Consider the following 25,540-nt stretch of genomic DNA (forward strand, 5'->3'; position numbering starts at 1 on the left):
CAAGCCCGTGCGCATCGGCATCATCCGCGAAGACGGTCTGATCGACACCGTGTTCGAGACCGAACCCGTCGTCCCCGATCCGTACCTGTGCGGCTACGAGTGGGCGACCGTGCTCAGCCGTCCGGAAGGCATCTCCGCTGACTGGGTGGTGCCGGAAGCGACTCGTCCAGCTAACCCAGCAGGTTCTGGCGACTATGCAGCGTGCTTCTGCCTCATTGTGGGCAGAAGCACATTTGATTTCTACAGGGATGCAGATGAATATCCTGATTTCGCAGTTGTTTACCGGATTGAGCATCGGCTCGATCCTGCTGCTGACCGCGCTCGGGTTGGCGTTCTCGTTCGGGTTGATGAAGGTCATCAACATGGCGCACGGCGAATTCATCATGGTCGGCGCGTATGTGACCTACTTCTTCCAGCAGTTTCTCGCCGTGCCGCTGCGCGGCGTCGACGGCCAGCGTGAAGGGCTGGTGTTTGTCATTTCGATTGGGGCGGCGTTTTTGATCACGGCGGCGTTGGGCTTACTGCTCGAAGTCACCGTGATTCGGCGTTTATACGGGCGACCGCTCGACACGCTCTTAGCGACATGGGGGATCGGGCTGATTTTGCAGCAGGTCGCGCGCAGCTATGACCCGCGCAACGTGCCGGTCACCTCGCCCGCGTGGCTGGATGGTCGGCTGGTGGTCGCGCAGGGGATTGGTTTTCCGTACGCGCGCCTGTTCATCATTTTGCTGGCGGTGATCTGCGTGATCGGCGTGTACTTCTATTTGTATCGCACCTCGAACGGGCGGCGCACGCGCGCGGTCATGCAGAACCGCGAGATCGCGGCCTCGCTCGGCGTAGCGACGCGGCGCGTCGATGCGTACACGTTCGCGCTGGGCACGGGGCTGGCGGGCGTCGCCGGGTCGGCGCTCACGCTCATCGGACAGATCGGGCCGCAGTTGGGTACAGGCTACATCGTGGATGCGTTCATGGTCGTGGTGCTCGGCGGTGTCGGCAGCCTGCCGGGGACGATCCTCGCCGCCATCGTGATCGGGACGCTCAACCCGATCTTCGAGATGTACATCTCGTCGGCGGGCTTCGACTCGGCGGCGTCACTCGGCAAGGTGCTGGTCTTCGTCGTCATCATCGCCTTCCTGCAGTTCCGTCCGAACGGGCTGCTGGCACTGCGCTCACGTACGTGATGAGGGAGAAACGATGTTGAAGCATCTCAATCTGCACACCCTCGGCGTGATCGTCGTCGCGCTCATCATGATCTTCGTGCTGCCCGCCGCGATCTCGCCGTTTCAGATCAATCTGCTGGGGCGCTTTTTGACCTATGCGATTGTCGCCGTGGGGCTGGATCTGATCTGGGGCTACACGGGCATGTTGAGCCTCGGTCAGGGTTTGTTCTTCGGGTTGGGCGCGTACTGCTTCGCCATGTACCTGAATCTCGAAGCGGCGGGCACGCGCATGCCGGAATTCATGGGCTTGTACGGCGTGACCACGCTCCCGGCGTTGTGGCAGCCGTTTTATTCGCCCGTCGTCGCGATTCTGCTCGCGGCGGTCTTCCTGATGATCATCGCCGGGCTGCTCGGTTACGTGATCTTCCGCAGCCGCATTCAGGGCGTGTACTTCTCGATCATCACGCAGGCGCTGACGGCCATCGTCGCGCTCCTGCTCATCGGGCAGCAGCGCTTGATCAACGGGACGAACGGCATCACCGAAATGCGCACCATGTTTGGCGCGCCGCTCGCCACGCCGGACACGAAAGTCGCGCTGTATATCGCCTCGGTGATCGTACTGGCGGTCGTGTACCTCGGCGCGCGGCTGCTGATCAAGTCGCGCTTCGGTCGGCTGCTGGTCGCCATCCGCGATGACGAAAACCGCGTGCGCTTCATGGGCTACAACCCGGTGCTGATCAAGACGCTGGTGTTCATGCTCTCGGCGGGGATCGCCGGGATCGCGGGCGTGCTGTTTGTGCCGCAGGTCGGCATCATTTCGCCCAAGCAGTTGGACATCACCGCCTCCATCGAGATCGTGATCTGGGTGGCGGTCGGCGGGCGCGGCTCGCTGATTGGCGCGATTCTCGGGGCGCTGCTGGTCAACACGGGCAAAAGCGCGATCAGCACGGCGCGCCCGGATATCTGGCAGTTGATCATGGGCGCGCTGTTCGTCGGCGTGGTGCTGCTGTTTCCGAAGGGGCTGGTCGGCTCCATCAGCGACGGGATCGCGCGGCTGCGGTCGAAGCCGGGGGATGCGCCCGTCGCGCTGGAAGCGGTCGAGACGCCGACGGTGGTGTAACGCGACCCCACCCCCAACCCCTCTCCCACGCAAGCGGGGAGAGGGGAGCAACGGCGAGTGCTGTTGGCTCCCCTCCCTGAATTCGGGGAGGGGTCGGGGGTGGGGTCGAACGAAGCCTCACCCCGGCGACCCTGACGGTTCTTTGCCCCTCTCCCCGCTTGCGTGCTGAGGAGAGGACATGTTTGGGAAAGGGGTTGAAAAGCAGGGAGTTCATCGTTCACACTGGTAGCGACCAAGCAAACCGAGTATGAGCGATGAACTATCCATTACTGTACCAATGGGAGAGACTGTTGTCAGCCCATTTACCGGGTTTCAATAGTTGGCAACGAGCGAATGTGGCGCTGTTTAGCTACGGGGTGATACAGGCAAAAAGCTGCCAGCAAGGGGCAATTGCCCAAGCCACCAGCTGTGGAGAGCAAGTGGAAAGCACCGCGCGGCGGTTTCGGCGCTGGTTGGACAACGAGGCGGTGGACTTGGGGGCGTTTTTCGAGGCCTGGAGTCGCTGGGTGGTGAGTTGTGTCGGGGGCGCAGAGATCACGTTGCTCGTGGATGAAACGAAGCTCCACGACCGGATTGGGGTCATGCTGGTGGGAGTGGCGTGGCAAGGACGCTGTTTGCCGTTAGCGTGGCGCACCTACCGAGCCAACAGCGAAGCAGCGTATCCGGCCGAGGACAAGTTGGGATGATTCGCGCCTTACCCGCAAGCGGTGAAAGCAGGCATCGGCGATCTGGCGTCGGTCCTCGTCTTAGCCGACCGGGGATTGGCTGTTCGCCCGCCTTATGCCGGGTGGTCAGAAGCCTTAGGCTGGCGCTATCTGTTCCGCGTAACCTGTCAGACTAAAATCGTGACTGAAGATGCCGACTATCGCATCGCTCGCCAAGTCCAACCGGGCGAGGTGTGGAGGCAGGCGGGTCGGGTCTTCAAGCAGCGGGGACGGATTGAGGCGCACGCTCGGGCATTGTGGGGCGTTGGTTACGACGAACCGTGGGCGCTGGTGACTAATGATGAACGGCTCACCGGATACGAGTATGCGCGGCGCAATTGGCAGGAGCAAAGTTTTCGTGACCTGAAAAGTGGCGGTTGGCATTGGGGCGACAGTCGCCTACGTTCTCCCCACCACGTCGCGAACCTGCTCATCCTCTTGGCCATTGCCTACACTTGGATGGTCGCGCTCGGCAGTCAAGCGGTCGCGGCAGGTTGCGCCCAACCCCTGGTCCGTCGCCCCAACGGTGCTTTCCGGCGCTTGTGGAGTCTCTTTCGGGAAGGCCTACGTTACTTCGCGCAAGTCGTTCAACGGCACACCGTGTGTCTAGGCTTTACGTTTATCCCAGACACACGGCTCACTTGACAACATGTCCTCTCCTCAGCCCATGGGAGAGGGGCGGTTAAGCGAAGCGCAACGGGGTGAGGCTGAAGGGGATAGCTAAACAGACAAGTTTTAGTCATTTACCTTAGGCACGCTTAAGAGGAGGAGCACGCAATGACCGACTACATCATGGACATGCAGAACGTGACGGTGAGCTTTGACGGCTTCAAAGTGCTGGACAGCCTGAGCTTCAACATCCGCTATGGCGAACTGCGCTTCCTGATCGGCCCGAACGGCGCGGGCAAATCGACGCTGCTGGACATCATGACGGGCAAAACCCGCCCCGATCACGGCAAGGTGATCTTTGATCAGAAGCTGGATGTCACCCGCGTCACCGAACACCAGTTGGTCAAGCATGGCATTGGGCGCAAGTTCCAGACGCCGAGCGTGTTCAATAGCCTGACCGTGTATGAAAATCTCGAAGCGGCGCTCGGCTTCAAGACGCCCGTTATCGGCCTGAGCCGTAAGCTGACGCCGGATCAGCACGACGTGATCGAAGAGACGCTCGTCAACACCAACCTGATGACGCAGCGCAACGTCGCGGCGGGTATACTCTCGCATGGGCAGAAGCAGTGGCGGGAGATCGGCATGCTGCTGGTGCAGTCGCCCAAGCTGCTGCTGCTCGACGAGCCAGTCGCCGGGATGACGCGGCGCGAACGCGATCACACAGGGGAACTGCTGCACCGCATCGCGGAAGGTCGCTCGATTCTCGTGGTGGAACATGACATGGTGTTCGTTCGCCAGTTCGCGACCACGGTCACTGTGCTGCATATGGGTAAGCTGCTGTGCGAAGGGCTGGTCGACGAAGTGCAGGCGAATGAGCGCGTGGTCGAGGTGTATCTCGGACACCGGCACGCGGCCTAAGGGGGATTTATGCTGGCTGTCAACGGGCTGCACGTGTATTACGGGCAAAGCCGCATCATCGACAATGTGGATCTGGAAGTTGCGCCCGGCGAAGTCGTGTGCCTGATGGGGCGCAACGGCGTGGGCAAAACGACCATGCTCAAGGCGATCATGGGCATTCTGAAGGCCAAGCAGGGCACGATCCGCTATGAGGGGCAGGAGATCACGCAACTGCCGCCGCACAAACGCGCCGCCGCGGGCCTCGGCTACGTGCCGCAGGGGCGCGGCATCTTCCCGCATCTGACCGTGTACGAAAATTTGCTGATGGGCTTTGAAGCCTTGAGCGGCAAGGCGCGCAATGGATCGCCGGAGGCGCTGGAGGAAATCTACACGATCTTCCCCGTGCTCAAGCAGATGGGCGGGCGCGTCGCGGGGACGTTGAGCGGTGGGCAGCAGCAGCAGTTGGCCATCGGGCGGGTGCTGGTACGCAAGCCGCGCTTGCTCCTGCTCGACGAACCGACGGAAGGCATTCAGCCGAACATCGTGGAGGAGATCGAAAACCTGATCCGCTCGCTGCGCGATCAGGGGCAGATCGCCATTTTGCTGATCGAGCAGTTTCTCGATTTCGCGCTCGGCATTGCGGATACGTGTTACGTGATGCAGAAGGGCGTGATCGTCTCGCACGGGAAGGCGAACGAACTGTCACCGGATATCATCCGCGAACATCTGTCGGTCTAGCCGATGTCGCTGCACAGTATTGGTCGTGAAGGCGAACTGCGCCTGAGCTTCGCCCGTCGGGGCGAACGAACGATCCTCGCCGAGCAGTATTCGCGCCCACCCTTACAGGTGATGCGCGCGATACCAGACGCGGCGGGGATTTTGTGCGTCTATCTGCTGAGTCCGACCGGGGGCGTAGTGCAGGGCGACCGCTACCGGATCGATCTGGACATTGGAGTAGAGGCGCGCGCGCTGTTCACCACGCAGTCGGCGACGAAGATCTATCGCATGCCGGAGGAGTGCGCCCAGCAGGTGACGACGATCACTGTGCGGCGCGGCGCATTCTTCGAGTATGTGCCAGATGCGGCGATCCTCTTTGCCGATGCGGATTACCATCAGCGCACCGAGGTCAAGCTCGAAGCGGGGGCGTTGGCGCTGCTCTACGACATCGTCATGCCGGGGCGACTGGCACGCGGTGAACGCTTGCAGTTTCGGCGCTTCGCCAACCGCACGCGGGTGAGCGATGCGCGCGGGCTGCTGGTGTACGACGCCGCTGATATTCAGCCCGCGCAGTTCGATCTGGACGCGCCCGGTCGGCTGGAAGGCTACCCGTGTTGGGGGAGCGCGACCCTCGTCGGGGATCTCGCGGCGTGGGGACTCGACGCGGCGGCGCTGGTCACGGATACGGCGGCGGCGCTGAGTCAATTGCCGACGCGTGATGGGATCGGCGGGGCGTCACTGCTGGCGCGGAACGGCCTCAGCGTGCGCGTGCTCAGTCAGCGGTTGGAGACGATCTACGAGGCGTTTTCGGCGCTGCGCCTGCGCGTGCGCGACCTGTGTCTGCACTCGACCGCACCGCTGCGGAAATAGTGGGATTCCCCTCACCCCCGACCCCTCTCCGAAAAGAGGAGAGGGGAGACAAGCGAGTCTGTAAGTCCCCTCGCCCTAGGGCGAGGGGACTTAGGGGTGAGGCTAGCACCAGCGGACGCGCAGAAGCGCGTCCCTACGAAGATCAATTCGGTTTGGCGGATGATGCTGTCTCCCCATCCTGAATTCGGGGAGGAAGTGACAAATTCAACAATCGGGGGAGATTGTAGGGACGCCCAACGGGGCGTCCGTCGAATTGGAAGCGAAACGGACGCGCCGTTGCGCGTCCCTACACGGCACTGGCTGCGGGCAGAGGTTCCTGCGGGTAAATATTCTCACTGACAGAAAGGCAGGCTATGAACTTATCACCGAGAGAAAAAGACAAGCTGATGATCTACGTGGCCGCGATGGTGGCGCGGGATCGCCGCGCGCGGGGACTGAAGCTGAATCACCCGGAGGCGGTGGCATTGATCACGGCAGAAGTTTTGGAAGGCATTCGCGACGGGCGCACGGTTGCGGACTTGATGCAGTACGGCAAGACCATCCTTAAGCGCGAGGATGTGATGGAAGGCGTGCCGGAGATGATCCCGGAAATTCAGGTGGAAGGCACGTTCCCCGATGGCACGAAACTCGTCACGATTCATGAACCGATCCCGTGAGGCGCTATGATTCCCGGTGAATACTTTCTGGCAGACGACGACATTCTCGCCAACGCGGATCGCCCGGTGATCACGCTGCTGGTGGCGAACACGGGCGACCGACCGATTCAAGTAGGGTCGCATTTTCATTTCTACGAAGTCAATTCCGCGCTGACTTTTGACCGCGACGCAGCCTATGGCCTGCGCCTGAACATCGCCTCTGGCCTGACCGTCCGCTTTGAACCCGGCGATACCAAAACGGTCGAACTGACGACCATCGGCGGCACGCGCACGATCTACGGCTTGAACAACCGCGTGAACGGTCCACTGGACAAGGAGAGCTAATTATGCCGCTGCGCATTCCACGACACGTTTACGCTGATCTCTACGGCCCGACGACGGGCGACCGTGTGCGCCTCGCCGATACCGACCTGATCATCGAAGTTGAGGCGGATTACACACGCTACGGAGACGAGGCCAAGTTCGGCGGCGGCAAAACGCTGCGCGACGGTATGGGCCAGTCGGCTGATGTCACGCGGGCGGGCGGCGCACTCGATCTTGTCATCACCAATGCGCTGATCATCGATCATTGGGGTATTGTCAAAGCCGATGTGGGCATCCGCGATGGTAAGATCGCCGCTATCGGCAAGGCGGGCAACCCCGGCGTGATGGATGGGGTGACGCCCGGCATGATCGTCGGCGCGGCGACCGAAGTGATCGCCGGGGAGGGGATGATCCTCACGGCGGGCGGCATCGATTCGCACATCCATTTCATCGCCCCGCAGCAAATCGAAGAGGCGCTGTCGTCTGGCATCACGACGATGCTCGGCGGTGGCACCGGCCCGGCGACCGGGACGAATGCGACCACCTGTACCCCCGGCGCGTGGAATCTCTACCGCATGCTCGAAGCCGCGGACTCGTTCCCGATGAACCTCGGCTTCATGGGCAAGGGCAACGCATCGCTGCCCGACCCGCTGCGCGAACAGATCGAAGCGGGCGCGATTGGCCTCAAGCTGCACGAGGATTGGGGCACGACGCCCGCCGCCATCGACAACTGTCTGTCCGTCGCAGAGGAATATGACGTGCAGGTAGCGATCCATACGGACACGCTCAACGAGTCGGGTTACGTCGACGACTCGATTGCCGCGTTCAAGGGGCGCACGATCCACACCTTCCACACCGAAGGCGCGGGCGGCGGGCATGCGCCGGACATCATCAAGGTGTGCGGTGAGCTCAACGTGCTGCCATCCTCGACCAACCCGACGCGCCCGTTCACCGTCAACACGATTGACGAGCATCTCGACATGCTCATGGTGTGCCACCACCTCAGTCCGTCAATTCCCGAAGATTTGGCGTTTGCCGCGTCGCGCATCCGTCCGGAAACCATCGCGGCGGAAGACATTCTGCACGATATGGGCGCGCTCAGCATGATGTCCTCGGATTCGCAGGCGATGGGGCGTGTGGGCGAAGTCATCATGCGCACGTGGCAGACCGCGCACAAGATGAAAGCGCAGCGCGGCAAGCTCCCGCTCGACACCGATAAGCACGACAATTTTCGCGTCAAACGCTATGTCGCCAGGTACACCATCAACCCGGCGATTTCGCATGGGCTGGCGGCGTATGTCGGTTCCGTCGAAGTCGGCAAGCTGGCCGATCTCGTGCTGTGGCGTCCGGCGTTCTTCGGCGTCAAGCCGGAGCTGATCCTCAAGGGCGGGTTCATCGCCTACGCGCAGATGGGCGACCCGAACGCCTCGATCCCCACGCCGCAGCCCGTGCATGGTCGCCCCATGTTCGGCGGTTATGGCCGCGCGATGGGGGTGGGGTCAAAATGCAAGTTGGTTTCTGAAAGGTAGTCACCATGCAGTTTGCGGCGCCCCAACTGCTCATGCTGCTCCAGTGGATGGACTCCGCTTTTCCGACGGGGGCGTTCGCGCATTCCGGCGGGCTGGAGACCTACGCGCAGGCTGATGTCGTGCGCACCGCGCGGGATCTTGCCGCGCTGATCGCTGTGAAGCTGGAGAATGCCGCGCACACCGATCTGATTGTTGTACACAGCGCTATGGCCGCGTATAGGGAGGCCGATTTCGTGCAGCTCGCCTATTTGGACAGCCTATGCGCGGCCTCGAAGCCCGCCAAAGAGACGCGCGAGGCCAGCGAGAAGATCGGGCGGCGCATGCTGGCGAGCGTGCTCAATGTGCAGCCCGACGCCCGCCTGAGCGAGTACCGCGCGCGGATTGAACGGGGCGAAGGCAGTGGTCATCACGCGGTAGCGCATGGATTGGCGTGCGCCGCGCTTGGTCTGGACGCGCGGTCGGCGCTGCTGGCGTTCGGTTATGGGTTGGCGGCGAATCAAACGGCGGCGTCGCTCAAGTTGATATCCATTGGGCAGACACAGGCGCAAGCGGTGCTCGGCGCGTGCGGATCGGCGATTGCCGAGGTCGTCGAGGCGGCACTCGGACGTACATTAGACGATTTCGGCGGGTTCGCGCTGGGGCTGGACATCCGCGCCATGCAGCACGAGGGACTTTTCCAACGGTTATTCATCAGTTAAACGAGGTCAAACGAGATGTGCAAAGTCGAGTATAACGAGCAGTCCTTCGTCCGCACCGTGAAAGACATCCGCCCGCTGATCATTGGCGTAGGCGGCCCGGTCGGGTCGGGCAAGACGACGCTCATCGAAAAGCTGTGCAAGGCCATGTCGGCGACGCACCCCATCGCGGTCATCACCAATGACATCTATACCAAAGAGGATGCCGCGATCCTCACGCGGTTGAGCGCGCTCGAACCGGAGCGAATCTACGGCGTGGAGACGGGGGGCTGCCCGCACACTGCCATCCGCGATGACATTTCCGCCAATCAGGATGCGCTTGACCTGATGATGGAGCGCTTCGGCGGAGCGTTGGACATCATCTTCCTCGAAAGCGGCGGCGATAACCTCGCGGCGAGCTTCAGCCCGGAACTGGTCGAGGTCGAATTCTATGTGATCGACGTGGCGGGCGGCGAGAAGATCCCGCGCAAGGGTGGCCCCGGCATTCTGCGTTCCGATTTACTGATCATCAACAAGACCGATCTCGCGCCATATGTCGGTGCGAGTCTCGAAGTCATGCAGCGCGATACGGAACGCCAGCGCGGGGAACGTCCGTACCGCTTCACCGATTTGAAGAGCGGTACGGGGCTGCCGGAAGTGATCGCGTGGATTGAGCACCGGTTAGCGCATCGCGGTGAGGCGTATCAGGAGCACACGCATGCAGTCGATCATGACCACCATGATCACGGGCATGCCCATACGCATCACCACGCCTAAGTCGGCCGTGCCCCTCCCGTTCAGGGGCGACCAGCTCCTACAGCCAATCTCCGCGATCATTCGTTGAGTGGCATGATTGCGTCCCTACATCAAGAGGCTGTTTTTCATAGGGACGAGGCATACCTCGTCCCAATTTCTAGAGAAGGATACAGAGGACAAGGTATGCCTTGTCCCGACAAAAACCTCTCTAATCAAGCTGACTGTGTGCTTTCTAAGCCAGTGTCCGAAATACGACAAAACAGGACAAGGTAGGCCAATCGCTACGTAGAATAATGTCTTTCTGGGGACAGCGGACGCAATGAATTGCGTCCCTACGAGAAAAGCGTGGTTGTGTAGGGACGCGATTGATCGCGTCCGCAAACTCCCAAGACCGACAGGCAACCCGTTTTCACGGCATTCGACGCACTTATCGGCCTACCTTGTCCTTTGGCTGACAAACGGTCATTGGCTTAAAGTAGGTTCTCGAAACAAATCCACGAACGGGTGTAGGGGCGCACCTGTGTGTGCGCCTCATTCGGGCAGACACAGAGGTCTGCCCCTACACGATGATTCTCGAGAAGGTGCTTTAGACACCTCTGGATCGCATCCGCAAACGCCTGAGAACCGACCATGAACCCGTGTTCACGCTATTCCAGGCTTTACGGCGTAAGCCGGGCTAACGTGAACGTATTGCCACTCACCGTCCAGACCATGCGATCCCCCTCACAGAGGACGGCAAAGGGGACAGGGAAATTCCCCACGTTGTTGAGCACATCCCGCGTCGCCTCAGTGATGTCCTGCGCTGCGCCGCCATCCGTCATGATGGCGCTGCCGTCGCCGTACACAGCATGGAAATCCTGCGCGGTGAAGCGAGTCGCATCCGTCGCGCTGGCGACCATACGGTAGGTTCCGGTCATAGCGAACGTGGCGGTCATCGACTCGGTGGCCAGCGCATAGACCCCGGTGAAGGTGCCATCGTCCGCCAGCGACAACACATAGCCCGTCGTATCCACTGCACCGCTGATGGCGGCGGGCACACCCGTGATCTGCCAGTCGCCGAGATAACAGGTGCTGGCGGCGGTGGGTTCGGCAGTCGGCTGCGCCTCGGAACACGGGGTCGCGCTCGGGCGCTGCCCCCAGGTGAGTGTGAAACCGTTCCGTTCCCCGGCGGCGGCGCGTCCCCGGCTGATGATCACCATATCCCCGGTCGCTGACGGGCAAAATTCCAGCGGCGTGTCGGCGGTAAGGCGCTGCAGTCCGCTGCTGGTTTCAATGCTCACCGCGTAATTGCGCGTGGCGCTGCCATTCGCTTGCACGAAGGCGATGTTGCCCGGCTGCACCTCAAAGCCCACCAGATTGACGAAGTCCCCGGAGAACCGCGGCAGGCTGATATCCGCACTGCCCGATTGGGCGGCCAGCGTATCAGCACTGGTCAAATCTACCACGGGAGGAATGGGCAAGCTGCGCTGATGCAGCGCCAACAGCCAGTTGTGGAAGAGTTCGGTTGGTTCAATCGGGAGGCCGAGGAACAAACTGTCATCCGAGCGGCGGGCCGCAATGACGCGGAGCTCGTTGCGCACATAGTCGATGCTGCCCATCCCGGCGGCCGTCGCGGCAAACTCCCAGAAATAGAGCGCCTCATAGTTGGTCGTCGTGATATCTTGCCGTTGATCAAAATTGATCTGGCGCGCGCTGGGATATTGGCCGGGGAAGACTTGCGCCGCCGCCCATTCCGCTGAACCGTTGACCCACCATCCCTGTGCGGGATCCAGATAGGTCGTCAGCGGGAGATCCGACGCGAGTTCGGCCTGAACGCAGTGAAATAATTCGCGCGCGATGGCCGATTCGAGGTCGGGCGCGTTCTCCCAACCGCTGTAGATGCTGAGATGACAGATGGTCGGGTCAAACAGGATGGTGGGTTCAAGGCGGGTGACATAACCGGCGCTGGGCGGCAGCGTGCGCCCGAGAGCGACATCCCCCGTGGGGGAGGCCGATCCCGTAAACACGACGATGATCTGCTGAACCCACGGAATCCCTCCGCGCAGCGTGTTATAGATGGGCAGCGTTGTTTCCAGGATGTCGATGATGCGGGGATAGTCGCCGGGGTTATCCGGCAGATAGTACACAAAGTTTGTGCCGCGTCCCTCGGGCAGCGCGAACTTGACCGCCGGGCGGCGTGTTTCTCGATCTTGAGCGAGGAGCGGCTGACAGAGCAGCAGCAGCGCCAGCAGTGTGCAACCGATGACGCGCAATCGATGGAACATAGATTGTCCTTTTGGTGAGTGAAGTCAGGTGGAGGCGTTTCCGCCGATATAGTGAAGCTCTCAGTGTAACAGCGTTTCCGCGGCGCGCGGACGCGAGAGCAGTCGAAAATTGTCACAGTGTCTTTATATCGGCGGTGGCGTTACGACCGACGAGCGGCCCTTCCATTTACTTGGTGGCACCAGCACCGCCCGCCGAATCCCTCACCTGATTTGTGAATTTCTTATGAATTCGATTAGGCAGAAGCGTACAGATGCCCCGTCTACCGCGAGGCTCGGCACTTATGACAGGCACACCGCTCACGGGTTTTGACGGGTGAGAAACAGTAAGTACAGGTTATAAAGGGTAACTTAACGGGTCATGTGGATCTTATTTACGGGTCAATCGACCCAAAATTGTCTAAGCACCTTGACATAGGGCTGCTAGCGCATGGCTTGGGATCTATCTATAGTGAGACATACGCTTTCGCTCACATTACGTCACTGTCATTCGTGTCTCCCTCTGAGCAAGCGGTTACTGACTGCATCGTTATCATTCAAAGGGAATTGTAGATGCTCCACAGATATCCTCGTTTCACCGTTATCCTGCTTGCCCTGCTGGCGCTCATGGTATTGGGAGCGATTGCTGCTCAGGCTCAGTGCGAAGAATGCGAATCAGCCGCGTATATCGCCGATTGCTCGCTGATCTTCGAATCGACCATCCCGGACCCGCCGAAAGAAGAATTTCCGGTTCCCGGTAAGGCATTCTCGTTGGATTTTGCTAAACCGCTCAACGCGCCGTTCACGATCTACATCAAGTTGTATGATGGTTACACTTTCATTACGGAACGGGCCGTGACGGGTGAGCCGGGGACGCCGTTCAGCGTGTCCTTCGCGCTGACCCAGTTCTTCGAAGACGAAGATGTGAGCATCCTCGTCGGGATCGATCCGGGCGACAGCTTTGGCTTCATCTACTGGTGGTTGAGCATCGGCGGCGAAGGCGATGCCATGCCCGTGCCGAACAGCGTCGTCCTAGCCTGCCAGCAGAAGACGTGCGACTACCCGCACGAAGGCGATGTGCAGGGGACGGTGCTCGGCTCACCGCTCACGTACTACGAAGCGAACCTGAATGCGGAGACGATCCCGGCGGTCGTGCTGCGCCCCGATCAGACGTGGTGGATTGTCGACGCGCGCGACGGCTTCTATCAGGTGTTCATCACCTGCGGTGCGCCGCTTGTGTGGGTGACTGCGGAGTCACTCGGCCCGAACTTCGACGATGTGTGGCGCGGGCGTCCGCTGCCGGATGCCGGCACCCGTCCGGAGTAAGCCAGACGGCGTTTCAACTCGACAATTTGCAGGGGTTCAACTCACGAGGCGACCATCATGGTCGCCTCTCTGTTTGTCAGAGGAGCGGCGGCTGCGTGGGCAAGCTGAACCGGAAGGTCGAGCCGACGCCCGGTTCGCTCTCGACAGTGATGGCGCCGTGATACGCTTCGGCGATGAGCTTGACGAGCGTCAAGCCGAGCCCCAACCCCGCCTGCGAGGTCGTGCGCGCATCATCAATTTTGTAGAACGGCTCAAAAATGTGCGGCAGATGCTCTGCGGCGATGCCGATGCCGTCGTCCCGGACGGTCACAGTGATCGTCTCATCCGTGTGGGCAAAAGTGACGGTGACGCCCCCGCCGGGTGGTGTGTAGGCGACAGCGTTCTGGATCAACTGCTGCAGCGCTACTTCGATGTGGGCGTGGTTGCAGTTAGCGTACACGCGCTCAGCCTGCGGGACAATCGTCAGCGTGACGTGCCGCTCCTGCGCCACCCGCTGCATGCGGCGGGCAATCCCATCGACGGTGAGCTGCAGATCGACCTTGGTCTGGGTGGTGTTCTCCAGCCCGATGACCAGCCCCATGTTTTCCATCTGGTAGGTCATTTGCTGGACGGCGGTGTGCGTTTTATCGATGTGTTCGGCGACCGTGTCCAGTTTGTCGCCGCGTTCCAGCTTGCGGCGCAGCAGATGCTGATTCACCTCGACCGTCGAGAGGCGGTTGCGAAAATCGTGAGTGACCGCGGCGACGAATTTGCTCAACACCCGCTGCTGTTCCTGCTGGACGAGCAGTTCGGTGCGTTTGCGTTCGCTGATTTCGAGCTGCGTGCGCTTTTCGCGTTCGCGGGTGTTCCAGAACGAGGTCACGGTGAGGATGATCGCCGCGCCGAAGACGTTGAAGGCGAGCGGGCCGCGAATTGTGTCGCTCCACTCCAGAGCCGGATTGAACAGTTGAAAGACGGCAATGATCACTACGACCGCTGCTACCCATAGGAACGTGTAGAAGCGTCGTGAGAACGCCGAGATGAAGAGCGTCACCATGATGTAATAGTAGGTGATATCGCGCCCAGTCGAACCTCCCACCGCGTAGATCGCGCTCGAGATGAGCACGCTCGCGATCACCGCTAAAGCATTGATAGCACCCTGAACCTTTCCACGACGGCTCAAATGGTAAGGATAGACGAATAGCGCAGTGCCCACGCACGCGGGAAGGACGGCCACTTTTGCGTGTCAGTGTAGCGTGACACGGTGACCAAAATCCCCCCAATGGCGACAAAGATCAACGCCAAAGAGAGACCCGCGATGACGCGCGCTTCTCGATGATGCTGTGTGTCGGTGATCGCCGCCGTTGGTTCGACGAGCCGATGCCAGAGCCTCATAATGCTCAAGCGCAGGCGCTTCAGTGAGTGTTTAATAAAATTCTCCCCGGCGTCGTGTCGTAACGGCAGAATATGGGGGCTGAGTGTTTGGACGATTTCTGAGTTTCATTATAAACGAAGTATACGGAGATGGACGTAAGGCGGCGGTGATCACAACGTTTTATATAGTTTTGATCAACCAAGCGGTGACCATCTAAAGAACGTAAAGATGGTCTAGTATACCCGAATAACAGGGGCATGAACATGGTTGCGCATGGCCTACCAAGCGGATGAGCCAAGCGGTATCAGGGCACAGTCAAATGCGCCCTGACGGGGACGAACGCGGTTAGTGCTAGCTCTGATTCAGTTCGTAGATGATGCGTAACCCTTCGAGCGTGAGTTCCGGCGCGATGAAGTCGAGCGCGTCGGTCTGCTCTTTGAAGTGCGGCGCGAGGCCCCCCGTGCCGATCACCTTGACGTTCTCCTCGTTCATGGCCGCTTTGATGCGCTTGACCATACCTTCGATCATACTGACGTAGCCCATGAACAGGCCGGACTGCATCGCATGGATGGTGTTCGTGCCGATCACCGAAGGCGGCGCGACCAGATCGACTTTGTGCAGGCGGGCGGTCATACTGACGAGCGCGTCCATCGACACGTTGATGCCCGGCGCAATCGCCCCGCCGCGATAAGCTCCGCTGGACGAGACGACATCGAACGTGGTCGCCGTGCCGAAGTCGCACACGATGGCGGGCGGGCCGTAGAGCGCGACGACCGCCGCCGCGTTGATGATGCGATCCGCCCCCGCTTGTTCCGGCTGATCGATTTCGACTTTGACGCCCGTTTTGGTTTTGTGGGTGATGACGAGCGGGTCCATCTTCAGATAGTTCTGCACGAGTTCGGTGAAGGTCAGCGTGAGGCGCGGGACGACGCTGCCAATCGCCACGCCGGTGATGGCGCGGTAGGTCAGGTCTTCCCCGGCGAGGAAATTGCGCAGCAGGACGGCATATTCGTCGGGCATCTTCTGCGCGACGGTGCGCATGCGCCACGAGACGAGCCATTGGCCATGATGATGTAAACCGAGGTGAATATTGGTGTTGCCGATATCGACAGCGAGCAGCATAACCGATCCATCCATTGAAAGAACCGTCAAAGGAGAGGATATCTCTCCGGATTGAGGCGGCATTATAACGCGGCATTTGATCCGGAGGCGATGCGGGACTATGATCGAGGTGAGTTAGCACTTTCGAGCGAGGATGCATGGCGATCCGTTTGGCGAGCTTAGATGATACCGGGGCGATCAGCGCGTTGTTTCGCGGGCGCATCGGGGTGTGGCAGCGGTTGAACGCGCAGGGACGCGTCGAAGATATGCCGTACGAGGCACTGACGCTGGTCGAGCGCTGGCTGCACGGCGGGGCGTGGATGAGCATTGAGACCGGCGCGATTTTCCTGAATCATCTGCTGTCCGGCGCGGGGATTCCGCTGGTGGCCACCGATGATGACGGCTATGTGACCGGGTATGCCGAGGCGTATCACGGCGTAGAGGCCGAACCCTACGGGAGTTCGCTGCACCTCGAACACCTGCTGACGAATACCGCCTATGACGCGGTCGATTTGCTGGATGCGCTGCTGGCGCGGGCGAAAGCGCTCAAGGCGAGCAAGCTCACGATCAACCGCGTGGGACAAGACTTCACGCTGCCGGAAGGGTATACGTGTACGTCATTGAGCCACCTGCGGCGCTATACGGTCGGAGCGCGGCAGGGGCAGGTATTTTACCGCTCGGTCGAACACAGCGATGCGAACCCGGCGCAGATCACCGGGTGGATGATGCCGGTTGGGCGGCTGACAAGCGCGCGCCATCAATGGGAGACGCATATGCCGCGCCTGTGGGAGGCGCTCCCCCGCGGGCGCAAGCTGCACCGCCAGAAACTGGCCGCCGCCGGGCAGGATTCGTATGTGGTGGTCGAGCAGGATATGTACGATCCGCGCAGCGCCGCCGTGTATTTGTGGGCGGCGAAACCTGTCACCGCGCAGACGATCATGGCGATCCGCGACTGGTCGCACCGCGAAGGCTACCGCACGCTCAAGCTGGCGATGACCGACGACGCGGCCAAAGTCCTCGGCGCGGACGCGGAAGTTGATGCTTTCGCGCAGGAGACGTGCGCCGTCGTGCGCGAGTAGGATCGGCGTGAGTCAGAGAGCGCCAACCTCACCCCCCAGCCCCTCTCCGAAAAGAGGAGAGGGGGGGGGGGGGGGGGGGGGGGGGGGGGGGGGGGGGGGGGGGGGGGGGGGGGTTGGGGGGGGTTTTCCCCCCCCCCCCCCCCCCCCCCCCCCCCCCCGGGGGGGGGGAGCCAACATCACCCGCCAAGCCAAATGGGTTTTCGTAGGGATGCAATTCATTGCGTCCGTTGGCGAGTGTAAAGGCTTTAAGTAAGCTTTTTAGACACCCTCTAAATCGCATCCGCTAGCCTCTATAGGCGATTGTTCCTTGGTATCCGGGCTAATCCGCGGCGGCGGACACGGGACGGGCGGCGACCCACCCGACGCGCAGCGCAAACAGCATCAGCAGCCCGACCACCACATAATTTGATCCCTGCAGGTTGATCGTCGGCCACGCGCCGATCACTTCGCCCAGTACACTCGCGATCCCCGTGCCGACAATGGCGAACAGCGCCATCACGGTTTGGATCGCGCCGAATACGCGTCCCCGGTACGCGTCGGCGGTGCGCAGTTGGACAAGCGTATCGTAACCAGTGCCGATCCCCACGGTGGGAATGCCCACAATCACGAACAGCAGGAGCGCTAGCCCCGGCGCGGCGGCGGTGAAGTTGAAAATCATCAGGTCGATGGTGCCGAAGATCAGACTGCCGAAAATGAACAGGCGCAGCGGCGTGGTGCGCGGCCCCACCCAACTGATGACCACGCCGCCAATCAAGCCGCCGACCGCCTGCGCGGACATCAGCCAGCCGAGGAACGTCGCTTCACCGCGCAGTACATCGGTGACGAACGGGACAAACAGCACGCCGACCGCGCCTTCGCCGAGCGCCATAATTGCCGCGCACACGAATAGGAGCTTGAGCAGCGGATCGGTCTGGATGACGCGCAGACCCGCCCGCCAGTCACGGGCGAGTCGGGTGACGCCGCCGGGGACGGGGTCGGTGGTCGGGGTGGGGCGGGACGTGACACTAATCAGCAGGATGAGTGCCGCGGCGATCCAGTAGGTCGCTGAGTCGACCAGCACAACCGCGCTTAACCCCGCTGCGCTGAGCAGAATGCCGCCAATTGCCGGGCCGATCAAGCGGGCGAGATTGTTGTTGAGCGAATTCAGCGCATTGGCCGAGACGAGATGCTGCTCATCGACCAGCAGCGGGAGCATGGCGTTTTCGGCAGGCGCGAAGAATTGCACCAACGTCGCCTGCACGAAGGTGACGACGTAGAACAGCCAGAGCTGATCGGCGGAGCGCACGAACGTCAGCGGGATGAGTGACAACCCGAGCAGCACATTGACGATCACCATCGTACGCTTGCGTTCCCAGCGGTCAACGAATACGCCCGCGAACGAGCTGAGCAGGATGCTCGGCAGCATGCTGGCGAGGACAATGCCGCCCGTCGCGATGGTCGATCCGTCATCTGGTAGACGATGATCGGGCGGGTGACGCCCAGCATCCAGTTGCCTGTGTACGAGATCAACCCGGCAAACCACAGCAAGAAAAAGTTGCGCTGGCGCAGCGTCGCGATCATCCTCTGCCCCCCACGATAGATGCTTGAACCTGTATGGAGCTATTCGTCCGTCGGCTGAAATGGTTCAATGTTGGTATAATGGGCTGATTAGAGAAGGACGCCGCCATGCCCGTGTATCAGCCGCGCAGCCTCGAACACCCGATCAACAGCGGACGTATTTCGGTCGCGCTGGAAGATGGGCGGCAGTTGCCCGCTTATTGGTCGCACCCGGACAGCAGCGGCAAGTTCCCCGCTGTCGCCATTATCCACGACTGGTGGGGGATTACGACTGTTGAACGGCGCGTCGCGCATCTGTTTGCGCAGATGGGCTACTACGTCATCATCCCTGATCTCTACAACGGCCGCGTCGCCACCACGCCGCAGGAAGCGATTCAACTGGTCGAAGAGACCGCGAAGCACAACTATCAATTTGTCGATACCTCGCTGCGCGCGCTGGAGACGCACGTGCGCGTCAACGGGAAAGTCGCGGCGGTCGGCTTGGGTATGGGCGGCACGCTGGCGTTTGAGGCGGCGCTCACGCGCGATGACCTCGAAGCCGCGGTGGCGCTGTACGGCTTCCCGCAGAAGTATCTCGGCAAGTTCCACGCGGCTTACGCGCCGATACTGGCGATCTTTGGCGCCACCGATCCCTATGTCGGCGCGGGCGTGATCGCGCAGATGCGGCGCGAACTGCTGCAATCGGAGCGCCCGCACGAGCTGGTCACGTTGGAGGGTGCGGGGCACGGCTTCTTCAACATGGATGATAACGGCGGCAGCAGCCCGAGCGCGCAGGCGTGGGCGAAGATCAGCGCATTCCTCGAACGGCATGTGAAATCGGCGGGCGAGGTGTAGTACTAAGCTTACCCCCAACCCCTCTCCTAGAGGAGAGGGGAGCGGCGCGTGTTAAGCCCCCTCGCCCTTGGGAGAGGGGATTTAGGGTTGAGGTTAGACAAAAACCAGACTCTGAATTTCTTCTTGGCTGTCTCCACGTCGGTTGTGAATTTACAGGTAGTCCCCATGATCATTCAAAGTTTAGGTGTAGTCGCCTACGAGGAGGCGCTCGCGCTGCAAAATCGCCTCGCGGACGAGGTTGGCGCAGGCGGCGATGATCACCTGCTGCTGCTGGAACATCCGCACACGTACACGCTCGGCACGTCGGCTAAAGCAGAACATCTGCTGATGTCCGCCGACGAGCGCGAACGGCGCGGCGTGAGCGTCTACCACGTGGATCGCGGCGGCGACATCACGTATCACGGCTTCGGCCAGCTCGTCGGCTATCCGATCCTCAAGCTGGGGCGCGGCACGGACGGTCTGCGCGCGGGATGTGGTGCGCTATGTGCGCGATCTGGAGCGCGTGATCATCAACACGCTGGCAGAGTACGACGTGATCGCGTACCCGATCCCCGGGCTGACGGGCGTGTGGGTCAATACGCCGCAGGGCGAACAGAAGATCGCGGCGATTGGCGTGCGCATCAACGTGCGCGGCGTGACCAAGCACGGGTTCGCGCTCAACGTCAACACGGATCTGCGCTACTTTGACGGCATCATCCCGTGCGGCATCCGCGACAAGGGTGTGACCAGCCTCGCGGCGCAGGTGGGACACGAGGTCGCGATGGAAGAAGTGATCGCGCGGATCAGCGGGCAGTTCGGCGCGGTGTTTGAAAATCGGCTCTAGCTCAAGTCTCAAGCTTATTTTTTAGTCCTCTGGAATTAATGTGTAAACACGCATTTGCTTACATCACAGAGGATTGAAACATGCTGTTTACCCGCCGCCTCATGCTGGTATTTGTACTGCTGCTCGCCAGTTTGGCGATCACCACCGCTCTTGCCGCACAGGAGAGCGAACCGCCGCACTGGACCTACGAAGGCGAGGAAGGGCCGGACCACTGGGGCGAACTCGATGCTGCGTACGAGATGTGCGCGTTGGGGTTGGAACAATCGCCCATCGATTTGACGGACGCGGAAGCTTTCGATTTGGTTGGGGTGCAGACGAATTATCAGCCGTCGGCGCTGACGATCTTCAACAACGGTCATACGGTGCAGGTCAATTACGACGCGGGCAGTACACTGGTCGTCAACGGTGTGACCTATGAACTGGCGCAGTTCCACTTCCACACGCCGAGCGAGCACACGATCGACGGCGCAGCCTTCCCCATGGAAGTGCATTTTGTCCATCGCAGCGCCGATGGGGACCTGGCGGTGATCGGCGTGATGCTGGTCGAGGGGGAAGCCGACAATGAGGCGTTCGCGCCGGTATTTGCAGCACTGCCCAGCGAGGCGGGCGATCCGAGCACCATCGCGGGAGTCACAATCGACGCCAGCGCGATGCTGCCCGCCGAGCAACTGTTCTACACGTATCGCGGTTCGCTGACCACGCCGCCCTGCTACGAAGGCGTGCGCTGGATCGTCATGACCACACCGGTCGAACTGTCGGCGGCGCAGATCGAAGCGTTCCATGCGCTTTTCGAGCTGAACGCGCGTCCCGTGCAGTTAATCAACGAGCGCGACCTGCTGGTCGACAGCGTGCCGGGGAACTGATCGGGGCAACAGGCCAAAGCGTATTCCGCTAGCAAGCAGCCAAAAACGGCGATCCGAATGGGTCGCCGTTTTTCATGTGCGCCTCATGTGATGCAGGTAAGGTGAAATGTAATTCAATTTGTAATCACAGGAGCGACCCGTTATGGTGTTTCCCGAAGATTTCGACTACGAGCGGCGACAGGCGCGCGAACAGCGCAAGGAATGGCTCGATATTTCCGAAGAGGAGCAGATCGCGGAAGGCGATATCAGCGTGTCGGAGACGGTGACCGGGCATAACCCGCGTCCGGAGGTCTTCGACGATGACTTCGAAGACGAATTGGACGACGAAGGGATGCACGTGCTGGACGAGGCCGAACTGGAAACGCTCGAAGACCCGTTCGACGCGGACGGCTACCTCGCCGATGAAGAGGACGACGAGGATGACTTTGATTCTGAGGATGACGATTTCGACGGGGCAGAAGATTGGGATGACGAGGGACTAGAAGACGCGGAAGATACGTATTAAGGACTGAGGTTCGAGGACTGAGGACTGAGTAAACTCTACTCAGTCCTTTAGTTCTCAGTCCTCAGTCCTAGCGTTTTTACGCCTCCGGCAGCGTGGGCGGCTGATCGCCGCTGCCGTTGCCATTGGTTATGGTAATGGGCGCGGGCGGTGTCATGCCGTTGGGCGCTTTGGCCTGCGTCTGGTTGGCGAGGATGATGCCGAGCAGCGCTTCGACTAAGCTGCCGCCGCCACCCTGCGCGCCGCCCCCGTTGACCAGAATCTCGGGGATGATCTGCACGCCGCGTTCGCCGACGATCTGCATAAGCTGGACGGCGGTGTAGCCCTGCGCGCCCATCGCTTCGGCACCAGCGCGGTACGCCGACGCCTGCGCTTCACCGATGGCGCGGATACCTTCGGCTTCACCGATGGCGTTCAAGCGGGTCGATTCAGCTTGACCGCTGGCCTCTTTGATCTTGGACTGCGCCTGCAGTTCGGCAATGCTCACGCCTTGCTCGGCCTTGACCACCTGCTGCTGAATGTCGGCCAGTTCGGTTTGGCGCACCAACTGCTGACGCTGCTTTTGCGCTTCTTCCTGCATCTGGTAGGTCTTCTGCTGTTCTTCCGCGATCTTGCGTTCCGTCAGGGTGTGCATGAGCGCATCTGGCGGACGAATTTCACCGATCAGCGTATCAATCGCTTCGACATCATAGGTGCGCAGCGCCTTCTGAATGTGCTGCGCGGCTTCGATCTGCCGCTCGCTGCGGGCGGTCAGGAAATCGAGCACGGTGTAGGCCTGCGCCGAGTTGCGGAAGTAGTTGCCGACAATCGGCTGCAAGACGTGATCGACCAGATTCTGCATCGCCCCGACCCGCGAAATCACCTTGGGCGCATCCAGCGCGCCGACGTGAATGATCTGCGAGACTTCGAGATCGAAGGCGAAACCATCACGCGAACGCACGTTGATCGAGGACAGCCGCGCGTCATACGCATGCTGTTCAACACGCGCCGCCCAGTTGAGAACGATGTTTGTCGTCGGCACGAGTTCCGTCTTCATCACGCGAATGTTGAGCGGGTGCTTGCCGGGATAGAGCGGGTCGCCCAGACGCCCTTGTGCCCCACATTGACGGATCGCCATGCTTGAACTCGGTGCCTGAAATGTCGATGTGCGCCTTGCCGATGTACGAGATCACCACGCCGACATGGCCGATCGGAATTTCGGTCATGGGCACCTGTTCGACGCGCACAAACCACGGATTGAGATTCCACGAACCGGAGAGCAGCACTTGTTCCTGCAGACCACGCTGACCACCCGCGTTGATGAACGCCTGCGCATTCTGGAAATTGTCGTGCCCCGGCAGATACAAGCCAGCGATCTCACCCTCGGAGATCGGCGCGCCGTCGAGCGTCGTCACAATACCGACCATGTCCGGTTGGATGCTGTAGACCAGTAGGCTCTCAGAATCCATATCGTGCATTTCGGCGTTTGAGCGCATGATCACGGTGAACAGCGCCGTGTTGATGCGGTAAACACCCGCCGTCAGGATCGCCAACTGCCGCCCTTTTTCGCCGCCGTTGGTCAGGAACTTGCGTGCGTCCTGAAAATTGTCACAGTCAACGGTTTTGCCGAGGATGCGTTCTGGTGGCACAGACGAGCCATCGGCGGCCACGACCAAGCCGATTTCGCCTTGCTGAATGACGGTGACCGGGACGCGCTGAATGCTGTACATCCACGACCAATAGCCGAAGTGCCACCCGGTGCGAGCGTATCGGCCTGATAACCGGGTTCGCCGCTCAGGGCGACCAATTGACCGGGAGGAAGTTTCTTCCCGTCGCGGGAGAACCGCTTGATCACGACGCCGACCTGTCGCTCGCCGATCACCACTAAGCCGAGGGTGACACTGGGCAGAACGAACAGTAACACCGATCGCCGCAATGACGAGGATGGGGATAATCAAATCTTCCATGAGAGGAGCTGTCCTTTACGGAGCTGCATCCGTGAAATCCTGCAGACATGCGCCATCATACACCCGGTCACGGCGAACGGGTGGGTTTGGGCGCTCGGATGTTGACAGATCCTTGACGTGGGACAGTCGCACCGTGTCGGAACCCAGAAACGAGTGTCCCGACACGGGAGTGCTAAAGCGGGATTAGCTGAGGAGTTCGCTAATTTTGGCCGGGGCTTCGGCGCGGTTGACCGTGACTTCCTCCCCGTCGGCAAGGCGCTTGAGCTTGACCGTGCCGTCGGCGATCTCCTGCGAGCCGAGCACGGCGACCAGTGGGATACGCTTCTTGTCGGCATAGGTCATCTGCTTGCCGATTTGCTTATCGAGCATGTACAGCTCGGTGCGCACACCCGCGGTACGCAGGTCGGCGGCGAAAGCGGTCGAGGCGGCACGGGTGTCATCGCCGAACACCGTCACCATCACCTGCACGACTGTGCCGCCAATGTGCGGCGGGTACAGCTTGAGGATGTCCAGCAAATCGATGATACGCTCGATGCCGAGCGACGTTCCAGTCGTCGGGAGCGACTCGCCGCGGAACAGGCCGACGAGATCGTCGTAGCGGCCGCCGCCCGTCACGCTGCCGAGGTTCGGCTCGGTGATGACCGTCTCGAAGATCGGACCGGTATAGTAGCCGAGGCCGCGCACCATCGTCAGATCAAACTCATAGAAGTTCGCCGGGACGTTAGCGGCATTCAGGTGGTCGGCGAGTTCACGCAGTTCGCGGATAGCGGCTTGCGCGGCAGGCAGGCTGCCCATCACCTCTTCGAGGAAATTGAGCTGTTCGAGGCCGGGTGCCGCGCCGTGACCAGTTCCATGATGCGCGTGACGACATCTGCCTGCACGCCGCGCTTGACCAGTTCTTCGCGCACGCCGTCCGCGCCGACTTTATCGAACTTGTCGATGCTGCGGTAGAGCTCGGCGAGCTGGTCGCCTTCCCGCGCCCGCGTATTCGCCAATCGCGGTCAGCAGCTTGCGGTTGTTCACCTTGACGCTGAACTGCTGGAAGCCGAGGCGGGTGAGCGCGGTGGTGATCAGGCTGAGGATTTCGGCATCCGCGCCCATGCCCGTCACGCCGACAATATCCGCGTCACACTGGTAGAACTCGCGGTAGCGCCGCGCTGCGGGCGTTCGGCGCGCCACACGGGCGAGAGCTGATAGCGCTTGAACGGGATCGGGATCTCATTCTGGTACTGGGCGACCACGCGGGCGAGCGGCACGGTCAGGTCATAGCGCAGGCGCAAGCTCTTCTTTGCCGCCGGGTGCTGCGCGTTGAAGATCAGTTTTTCGGCGTCCTCGCCGTATTTGCCCATCAGGGTTTCGTGCAGTTCGAGCACGGGGGTTTGCAGCGGCTCGAAGCCGTACAGGTGAAAGACTTGCGCACGATGTTAAAGACGTATTCCCGTTTGATCATCTCTTGCGGGAGGAAATCGCGCATCCCCTTTGGGCAGGCGCGGCTCGATCTTCGGTTTAGCCACAACTTCAGACCTCCGATAGTGGTGTGTTCGCCCATTCATTATAGCGAATGGGCAGTCGACAAATAGACTTGAGCAGACACAAAAAAGGACGAGGCCAGCCTCGTCCTTACGACACAACATTAGGCAGGTCTATGCGCGGGTTACGCTTGGGGATGATGCTCCTCATGCGCCGGGAAAATGTCTTTGACAGGCAGTGTAAAGCCGGGCAGCACGGTGCCGCCATCCAGCGTATCTTTTTCAGTGAGGCGCACAGCTTTTTGACCGGGTACAAACACGTCGACGGTCTTGCTTTCGTAATCGACGACCCATACAGTCGCCCCGTCGTTCATATAGTTGACGACCTGCAAGCTCATCTCGCTCCCGGTGTTTGCCGGGGAGAAAGCACTTCGACCGCGAGATCGGGTGG

The 25,540-nt window shown here is 60.9% G+C and carries 25 protein-coding genes and 4 pseudogenes; 19 read left to right on the forward strand and 10 right to left on the reverse strand.

Going from position 1 to position 25,540, the window contains the following annotated elements; translation table 11 throughout:
- Positions 1 to 254 precede the first annotated feature (254 nt).
- From urtB to ureG, 12 genes are all read left to right on the forward strand, one after another.
- Positions 255 to 1,181 (forward strand): urea ABC transporter permease subunit UrtB, encoded by a 927-nt coding sequence (gene urtB, locus IPK17_RS21075; RefSeq protein WP_343419675.1) that lies wholly within the window; start codon positions 255 to 257, stop codon positions 1,179 to 1,181.
- Positions 1,182 to 1,194: 13 nt separating this feature from the next.
- On the forward strand, positions 1,195 to 2,280 hold the full coding sequence (gene urtC, locus IPK17_RS21080) for an urea ABC transporter permease subunit UrtC (RefSeq protein WP_343419676.1): 1,086 nt from the start codon (positions 1,195 to 1,197) through the stop codon (positions 2,278 to 2,280).
- 254 nt (positions 2,281 to 2,534) lie between these two features.
- A complete protein-coding gene (locus tag IPK17_RS21085; RefSeq protein ID WP_343419677.1) occupies positions 2,535 to 2,966 on the forward strand; it encodes a hypothetical protein in 432 nt (143 codons plus the stop codon).
- A gap of 21 nt (positions 2,967 to 2,987) precedes the next feature.
- Positions 2,988 to 3,629 carry a transposase gene (locus IPK17_RS21090; protein ID WP_343419678.1) on the forward strand — a complete coding sequence of 214 codons (642 nt, stop codon included), beginning with the start codon at positions 2,988 to 2,990 and terminating at the stop codon, positions 3,627 to 3,629.
- Between the two features lie 132 nt (positions 3,630 to 3,761).
- Positions 3,762 to 4,511: an urea ABC transporter ATP-binding protein UrtD gene (gene urtD / locus IPK17_RS21095; protein WP_343419679.1), complete on the forward strand. Its 750-nt coding sequence runs from the start codon at positions 3,762 to 3,764 to the stop codon at positions 4,509 to 4,511.
- Between the two features lie 9 nt (positions 4,512 to 4,520).
- Positions 4,521 to 5,228 (forward strand): urea ABC transporter ATP-binding subunit UrtE, encoded by a 708-nt coding sequence (gene urtE, locus IPK17_RS21100; protein WP_343419680.1) that lies wholly within the window; start codon positions 4,521 to 4,523, stop codon positions 5,226 to 5,228.
- A gap of 3 nt (positions 5,229 to 5,231) precedes the next feature.
- Positions 5,232 to 6,077 (forward strand): urease accessory protein UreD, encoded by an 846-nt coding sequence (locus IPK17_RS21105; protein ID WP_343419681.1) that lies wholly within the window; start codon positions 5,232 to 5,234, stop codon positions 6,075 to 6,077.
- A 353-nt stretch (positions 6,078 to 6,430) separates the two neighbouring features.
- Complete coding sequence (locus IPK17_RS21110; protein ID WP_343419477.1) at positions 6,431 to 6,733, forward strand: urease subunit gamma; 303 nt, start codon at positions 6,431 to 6,433, stop codon at positions 6,731 to 6,733.
- A gap of 6 nt (positions 6,734 to 6,739) precedes the next feature.
- Positions 6,740 to 7,057, forward strand: coding sequence for an urease subunit beta (locus IPK17_RS21115; RefSeq protein ID WP_343419682.1), 318 nt, complete (start codon positions 6,740 to 6,742; stop codon positions 7,055 to 7,057).
- A gap of 2 nt (positions 7,058 to 7,059) precedes the next feature.
- Positions 7,060 to 8,565 (forward strand): urease subunit alpha, encoded by a 1,506-nt coding sequence (gene ureC, locus IPK17_RS21120; protein WP_343419683.1) that lies wholly within the window; start codon positions 7,060 to 7,062, stop codon positions 8,563 to 8,565.
- A 5-nt stretch (positions 8,566 to 8,570) separates the two neighbouring features.
- Entirely contained in the window at positions 8,571 to 9,263 is a 693-nt protein-coding gene (locus IPK17_RS21125) for an urease accessory protein UreF (protein ID WP_343419684.1), read from the forward strand.
- Between the two features lie 15 nt (positions 9,264 to 9,278).
- Positions 9,279 to 10,016 (forward strand): urease accessory protein UreG, encoded by a 738-nt coding sequence (ureG, locus tag IPK17_RS21130; protein WP_343419685.1) that lies wholly within the window; start codon positions 9,279 to 9,281, stop codon positions 10,014 to 10,016.
- Positions 10,017 to 10,654: 638 nt separating this feature from the next.
- On the opposite strand, the gene IPK17_RS21135 is transcribed toward ureG, so the two are convergent.
- Complete coding sequence (locus IPK17_RS21135; RefSeq protein WP_343419686.1) at positions 10,655 to 12,259, reverse strand: hypothetical protein; 1,605 nt, start codon at positions 12,257 to 12,259, stop codon at positions 10,655 to 10,657.
- A 549-nt stretch (positions 12,260 to 12,808) separates the two neighbouring features.
- Between IPK17_RS21135 and IPK17_RS21140 the strand changes: the two genes are divergently transcribed.
- Positions 12,809 to 13,561, forward strand: a complete 753-nt coding sequence (locus IPK17_RS21140) for a hypothetical protein (RefSeq protein WP_343419687.1) — start codon at positions 12,809 to 12,811, stop codon at positions 13,559 to 13,561.
- Between the two features lie 76 nt (positions 13,562 to 13,637).
- On the opposite strand, the gene IPK17_RS21145 is transcribed toward IPK17_RS21140, so the two are convergent.
- The 3 genes from IPK17_RS21145 to IPK17_RS21155 form a co-directional block, all read right to left on the reverse strand.
- Positions 13,638 to 14,666, reverse strand: a complete 1,029-nt coding sequence (locus tag IPK17_RS21145) for a sensor histidine kinase (RefSeq protein WP_343419688.1) — start codon at positions 14,664 to 14,666, stop codon at positions 13,638 to 13,640.
- A 53-nt stretch (positions 14,667 to 14,719) separates the two neighbouring features.
- A complete protein-coding gene (locus IPK17_RS21150) occupies positions 14,720 to 14,935 on the reverse strand; it encodes a hypothetical protein (RefSeq protein WP_343419689.1) in 216 nt (71 codons plus the stop codon).
- A gap of 331 nt (positions 14,936 to 15,266) precedes the next feature.
- Entirely contained in the window at positions 15,267 to 16,037 is a 771-nt protein-coding gene (locus IPK17_RS21155) for a type III pantothenate kinase (protein ID WP_343419690.1), read from the reverse strand.
- 137 nt (positions 16,038 to 16,174) lie between these two features.
- On the opposite strand from IPK17_RS21155, the gene IPK17_RS21160 reads away from it, so the two are divergent.
- Positions 16,175 to 17,095 (forward strand): hypothetical protein, encoded by a 921-nt coding sequence (locus IPK17_RS21160; RefSeq protein WP_343419490.1) that lies wholly within the window; start codon positions 16,175 to 16,177, stop codon positions 17,093 to 17,095.
- A 319-nt stretch (positions 17,096 to 17,414) separates the two neighbouring features.
- Here IPK17_RS21160 and IPK17_RS21165 read toward each other — a convergent pair whose 3' ends face one another.
- Entirely contained in the window at positions 17,415 to 18,617 is a 1,203-nt protein-coding gene (locus tag IPK17_RS21165; protein ID WP_343419691.1) for an MFS transporter, read from the reverse strand.
- Positions 18,618 to 18,760: 143 nt separating this feature from the next.
- On the opposite strand from IPK17_RS21165, the gene IPK17_RS21170 reads away from it, so the two are divergent.
- The 5 genes and pseudogenes from IPK17_RS21170 (at position 18,761) to IPK17_RS21190 (ending at position 21,677) form a co-directional block, all read left to right on the forward strand.
- A complete protein-coding gene (locus IPK17_RS21170) occupies positions 18,761 to 19,486 on the forward strand; it encodes a dienelactone hydrolase family protein (RefSeq protein WP_343419492.1) in 726 nt (241 codons plus the stop codon).
- A gap of 165 nt (positions 19,487 to 19,651) precedes the next feature.
- A pseudogene (locus IPK17_RS41105) lies at positions 19,652 to 19,873 on the forward strand (lipoyl protein ligase domain-containing protein); the annotation flags it as partial.
- A 97-nt stretch (positions 19,874 to 19,970) separates the two neighbouring features.
- Entirely contained in the window at positions 19,971 to 20,309 is a 339-nt protein-coding gene (gene lipB / locus IPK17_RS21180; protein WP_502748962.1) for a lipoyl(octanoyl) transferase LipB, read from the forward strand.
- A gap of 80 nt (positions 20,310 to 20,389) precedes the next feature.
- On the forward strand, positions 20,390 to 21,172 hold the full coding sequence (locus tag IPK17_RS21185; RefSeq protein WP_343419693.1) for a carbonic anhydrase: 783 nt from the start codon (positions 20,390 to 20,392) through the stop codon (positions 21,170 to 21,172).
- 142 nt (positions 21,173 to 21,314) lie between these two features.
- The gene (locus IPK17_RS21190) at positions 21,315 to 21,677 is read left to right on the forward strand and encodes a hypothetical protein (protein ID WP_343419694.1); all 363 of its coding nucleotides are present in this window, start codon (positions 21,315 to 21,317) and stop codon (positions 21,675 to 21,677) included.
- 76 nt (positions 21,678 to 21,753) lie between these two features.
- Here the strand turns inward: IPK17_RS21190 and IPK17_RS21195 are convergent.
- The 5 genes and pseudogenes from IPK17_RS21195 to IPK17_RS21220 all read right to left on the reverse strand — a co-directional run.
- Positions 21,754 to 23,589, reverse strand: a pseudogene (locus IPK17_RS21195) (SPFH domain-containing protein).
- Between the two features lie 214 nt (positions 23,590 to 23,803).
- Complete coding sequence (locus tag IPK17_RS40665) at positions 23,804 to 24,079, reverse strand: His/Gly/Thr/Pro-type tRNA ligase C-terminal domain-containing protein (RefSeq protein ID WP_350341647.1); 276 nt, start codon at positions 24,077 to 24,079, stop codon at positions 23,804 to 23,806.
- Positions 24,080 to 24,202: 123 nt separating this feature from the next.
- A pseudogene (locus tag IPK17_RS40670) lies at positions 24,203 to 24,721 on the reverse strand (ATP phosphoribosyltransferase regulatory subunit); the annotation flags it as partial.
- Between the two features lie 5 nt (positions 24,722 to 24,726).
- Positions 24,727 to 25,023 carry an ATP phosphoribosyltransferase regulatory subunit gene (locus IPK17_RS21215; protein WP_343419698.1) on the reverse strand — a complete coding sequence of 99 codons (297 nt, stop codon included), beginning with the start codon at positions 25,021 to 25,023 and terminating at the stop codon, positions 24,727 to 24,729.
- A 251-nt stretch (positions 25,024 to 25,274) separates the two neighbouring features.
- Positions 25,275 to 25,540: pseudogene (locus IPK17_RS21220) on the reverse strand (hypothetical protein); the annotation flags it as partial.

This window comes from Candidatus Flexifilum breve, assembly GCF_016713355.1.

Coding starts and splice junctions, on each gene's coding strand:
- ureG (WP_343419685.1), top strand. CDS start 9,279: ATGTGCAAAGTCGAGTATAACGAGCAGTCCTTCGTCCGCACCGTGAAA.
- urtB (WP_343419675.1), top strand. CDS start 255: ATGAATATCCTGATTTCGCAGTTGTTTACCGGATTGAGCATCGGCTCG.
- IPK17_RS21160 (WP_343419490.1), top strand. CDS start 16,175: ATGGCGATCCGTTTGGCGAGCTTAGATGATACCGGGGCGATCAGCGCG.
- IPK17_RS21135 (WP_343419686.1), bottom strand. CDS start 12,259: ATGTTCCATCGATTGCGCGTCATCGGTTGCACACTGCTGGCGCTGCTG.
- urtD (WP_343419679.1), top strand. CDS start 3,762: ATGACCGACTACATCATGGACATGCAGAACGTGACGGTGAGCTTTGAC.
- IPK17_RS21190 (WP_343419694.1), top strand. CDS start 21,315: ATGGTGTTTCCCGAAGATTTCGACTACGAGCGGCGACAGGCGCGCGAA.
- IPK17_RS21110 (WP_343419477.1), top strand. CDS start 6,431: ATGAACTTATCACCGAGAGAAAAAGACAAGCTGATGATCTACGTGGCC.
- IPK17_RS21150 (WP_343419689.1), bottom strand. CDS start 14,935: ATGAGGCTCTGGCATCGGCTCGTCGAACCAACGGCGGCGATCACCGAC.
- IPK17_RS21185 (WP_343419693.1), top strand. CDS start 20,390: ATGCTGTTTACCCGCCGCCTCATGCTGGTATTTGTACTGCTGCTCGCC.
- IPK17_RS40665 (WP_350341647.1), bottom strand. CDS start 24,079: ATGGTGACGGTGTTCGGCGATGACACCCGTGCCGCCTCGACCGCTTTC.
- IPK17_RS21115 (WP_343419682.1), top strand. CDS start 6,740: ATGATTCCCGGTGAATACTTTCTGGCAGACGACGACATTCTCGCCAAC.
- urtE (WP_343419680.1), top strand. CDS start 4,521: ATGCTGGCTGTCAACGGGCTGCACGTGTATTACGGGCAAAGCCGCATC.
- ureC (WP_343419683.1), top strand. CDS start 7,060: ATGCCGCTGCGCATTCCACGACACGTTTACGCTGATCTCTACGGCCCG.
- IPK17_RS21105 (WP_343419681.1), top strand. CDS start 5,232: ATGTCGCTGCACAGTATTGGTCGTGAAGGCGAACTGCGCCTGAGCTTC.
- IPK17_RS21170 (WP_343419492.1), top strand. CDS start 18,761: ATGCCCGTGTATCAGCCGCGCAGCCTCGAACACCCGATCAACAGCGGA.
- IPK17_RS21085 (WP_343419677.1), top strand. CDS start 2,535: ATGAACTATCCATTACTGTACCAATGGGAGAGACTGTTGTCAGCCCAT.
- IPK17_RS21125 (WP_343419684.1), top strand. CDS start 8,571: ATGCAGTTTGCGGCGCCCCAACTGCTCATGCTGCTCCAGTGGATGGAC.
- urtC (WP_343419676.1), top strand. CDS start 1,195: ATGTTGAAGCATCTCAATCTGCACACCCTCGGCGTGATCGTCGTCGCG.
- IPK17_RS21155 (WP_343419690.1), bottom strand. CDS start 16,037: ATGCTGCTCGCTGTCGATATCGGCAACACCAATATTCACCTCGGTTTA.
- IPK17_RS21140 (WP_343419687.1), top strand. CDS start 12,809: ATGCTCCACAGATATCCTCGTTTCACCGTTATCCTGCTTGCCCTGCTG.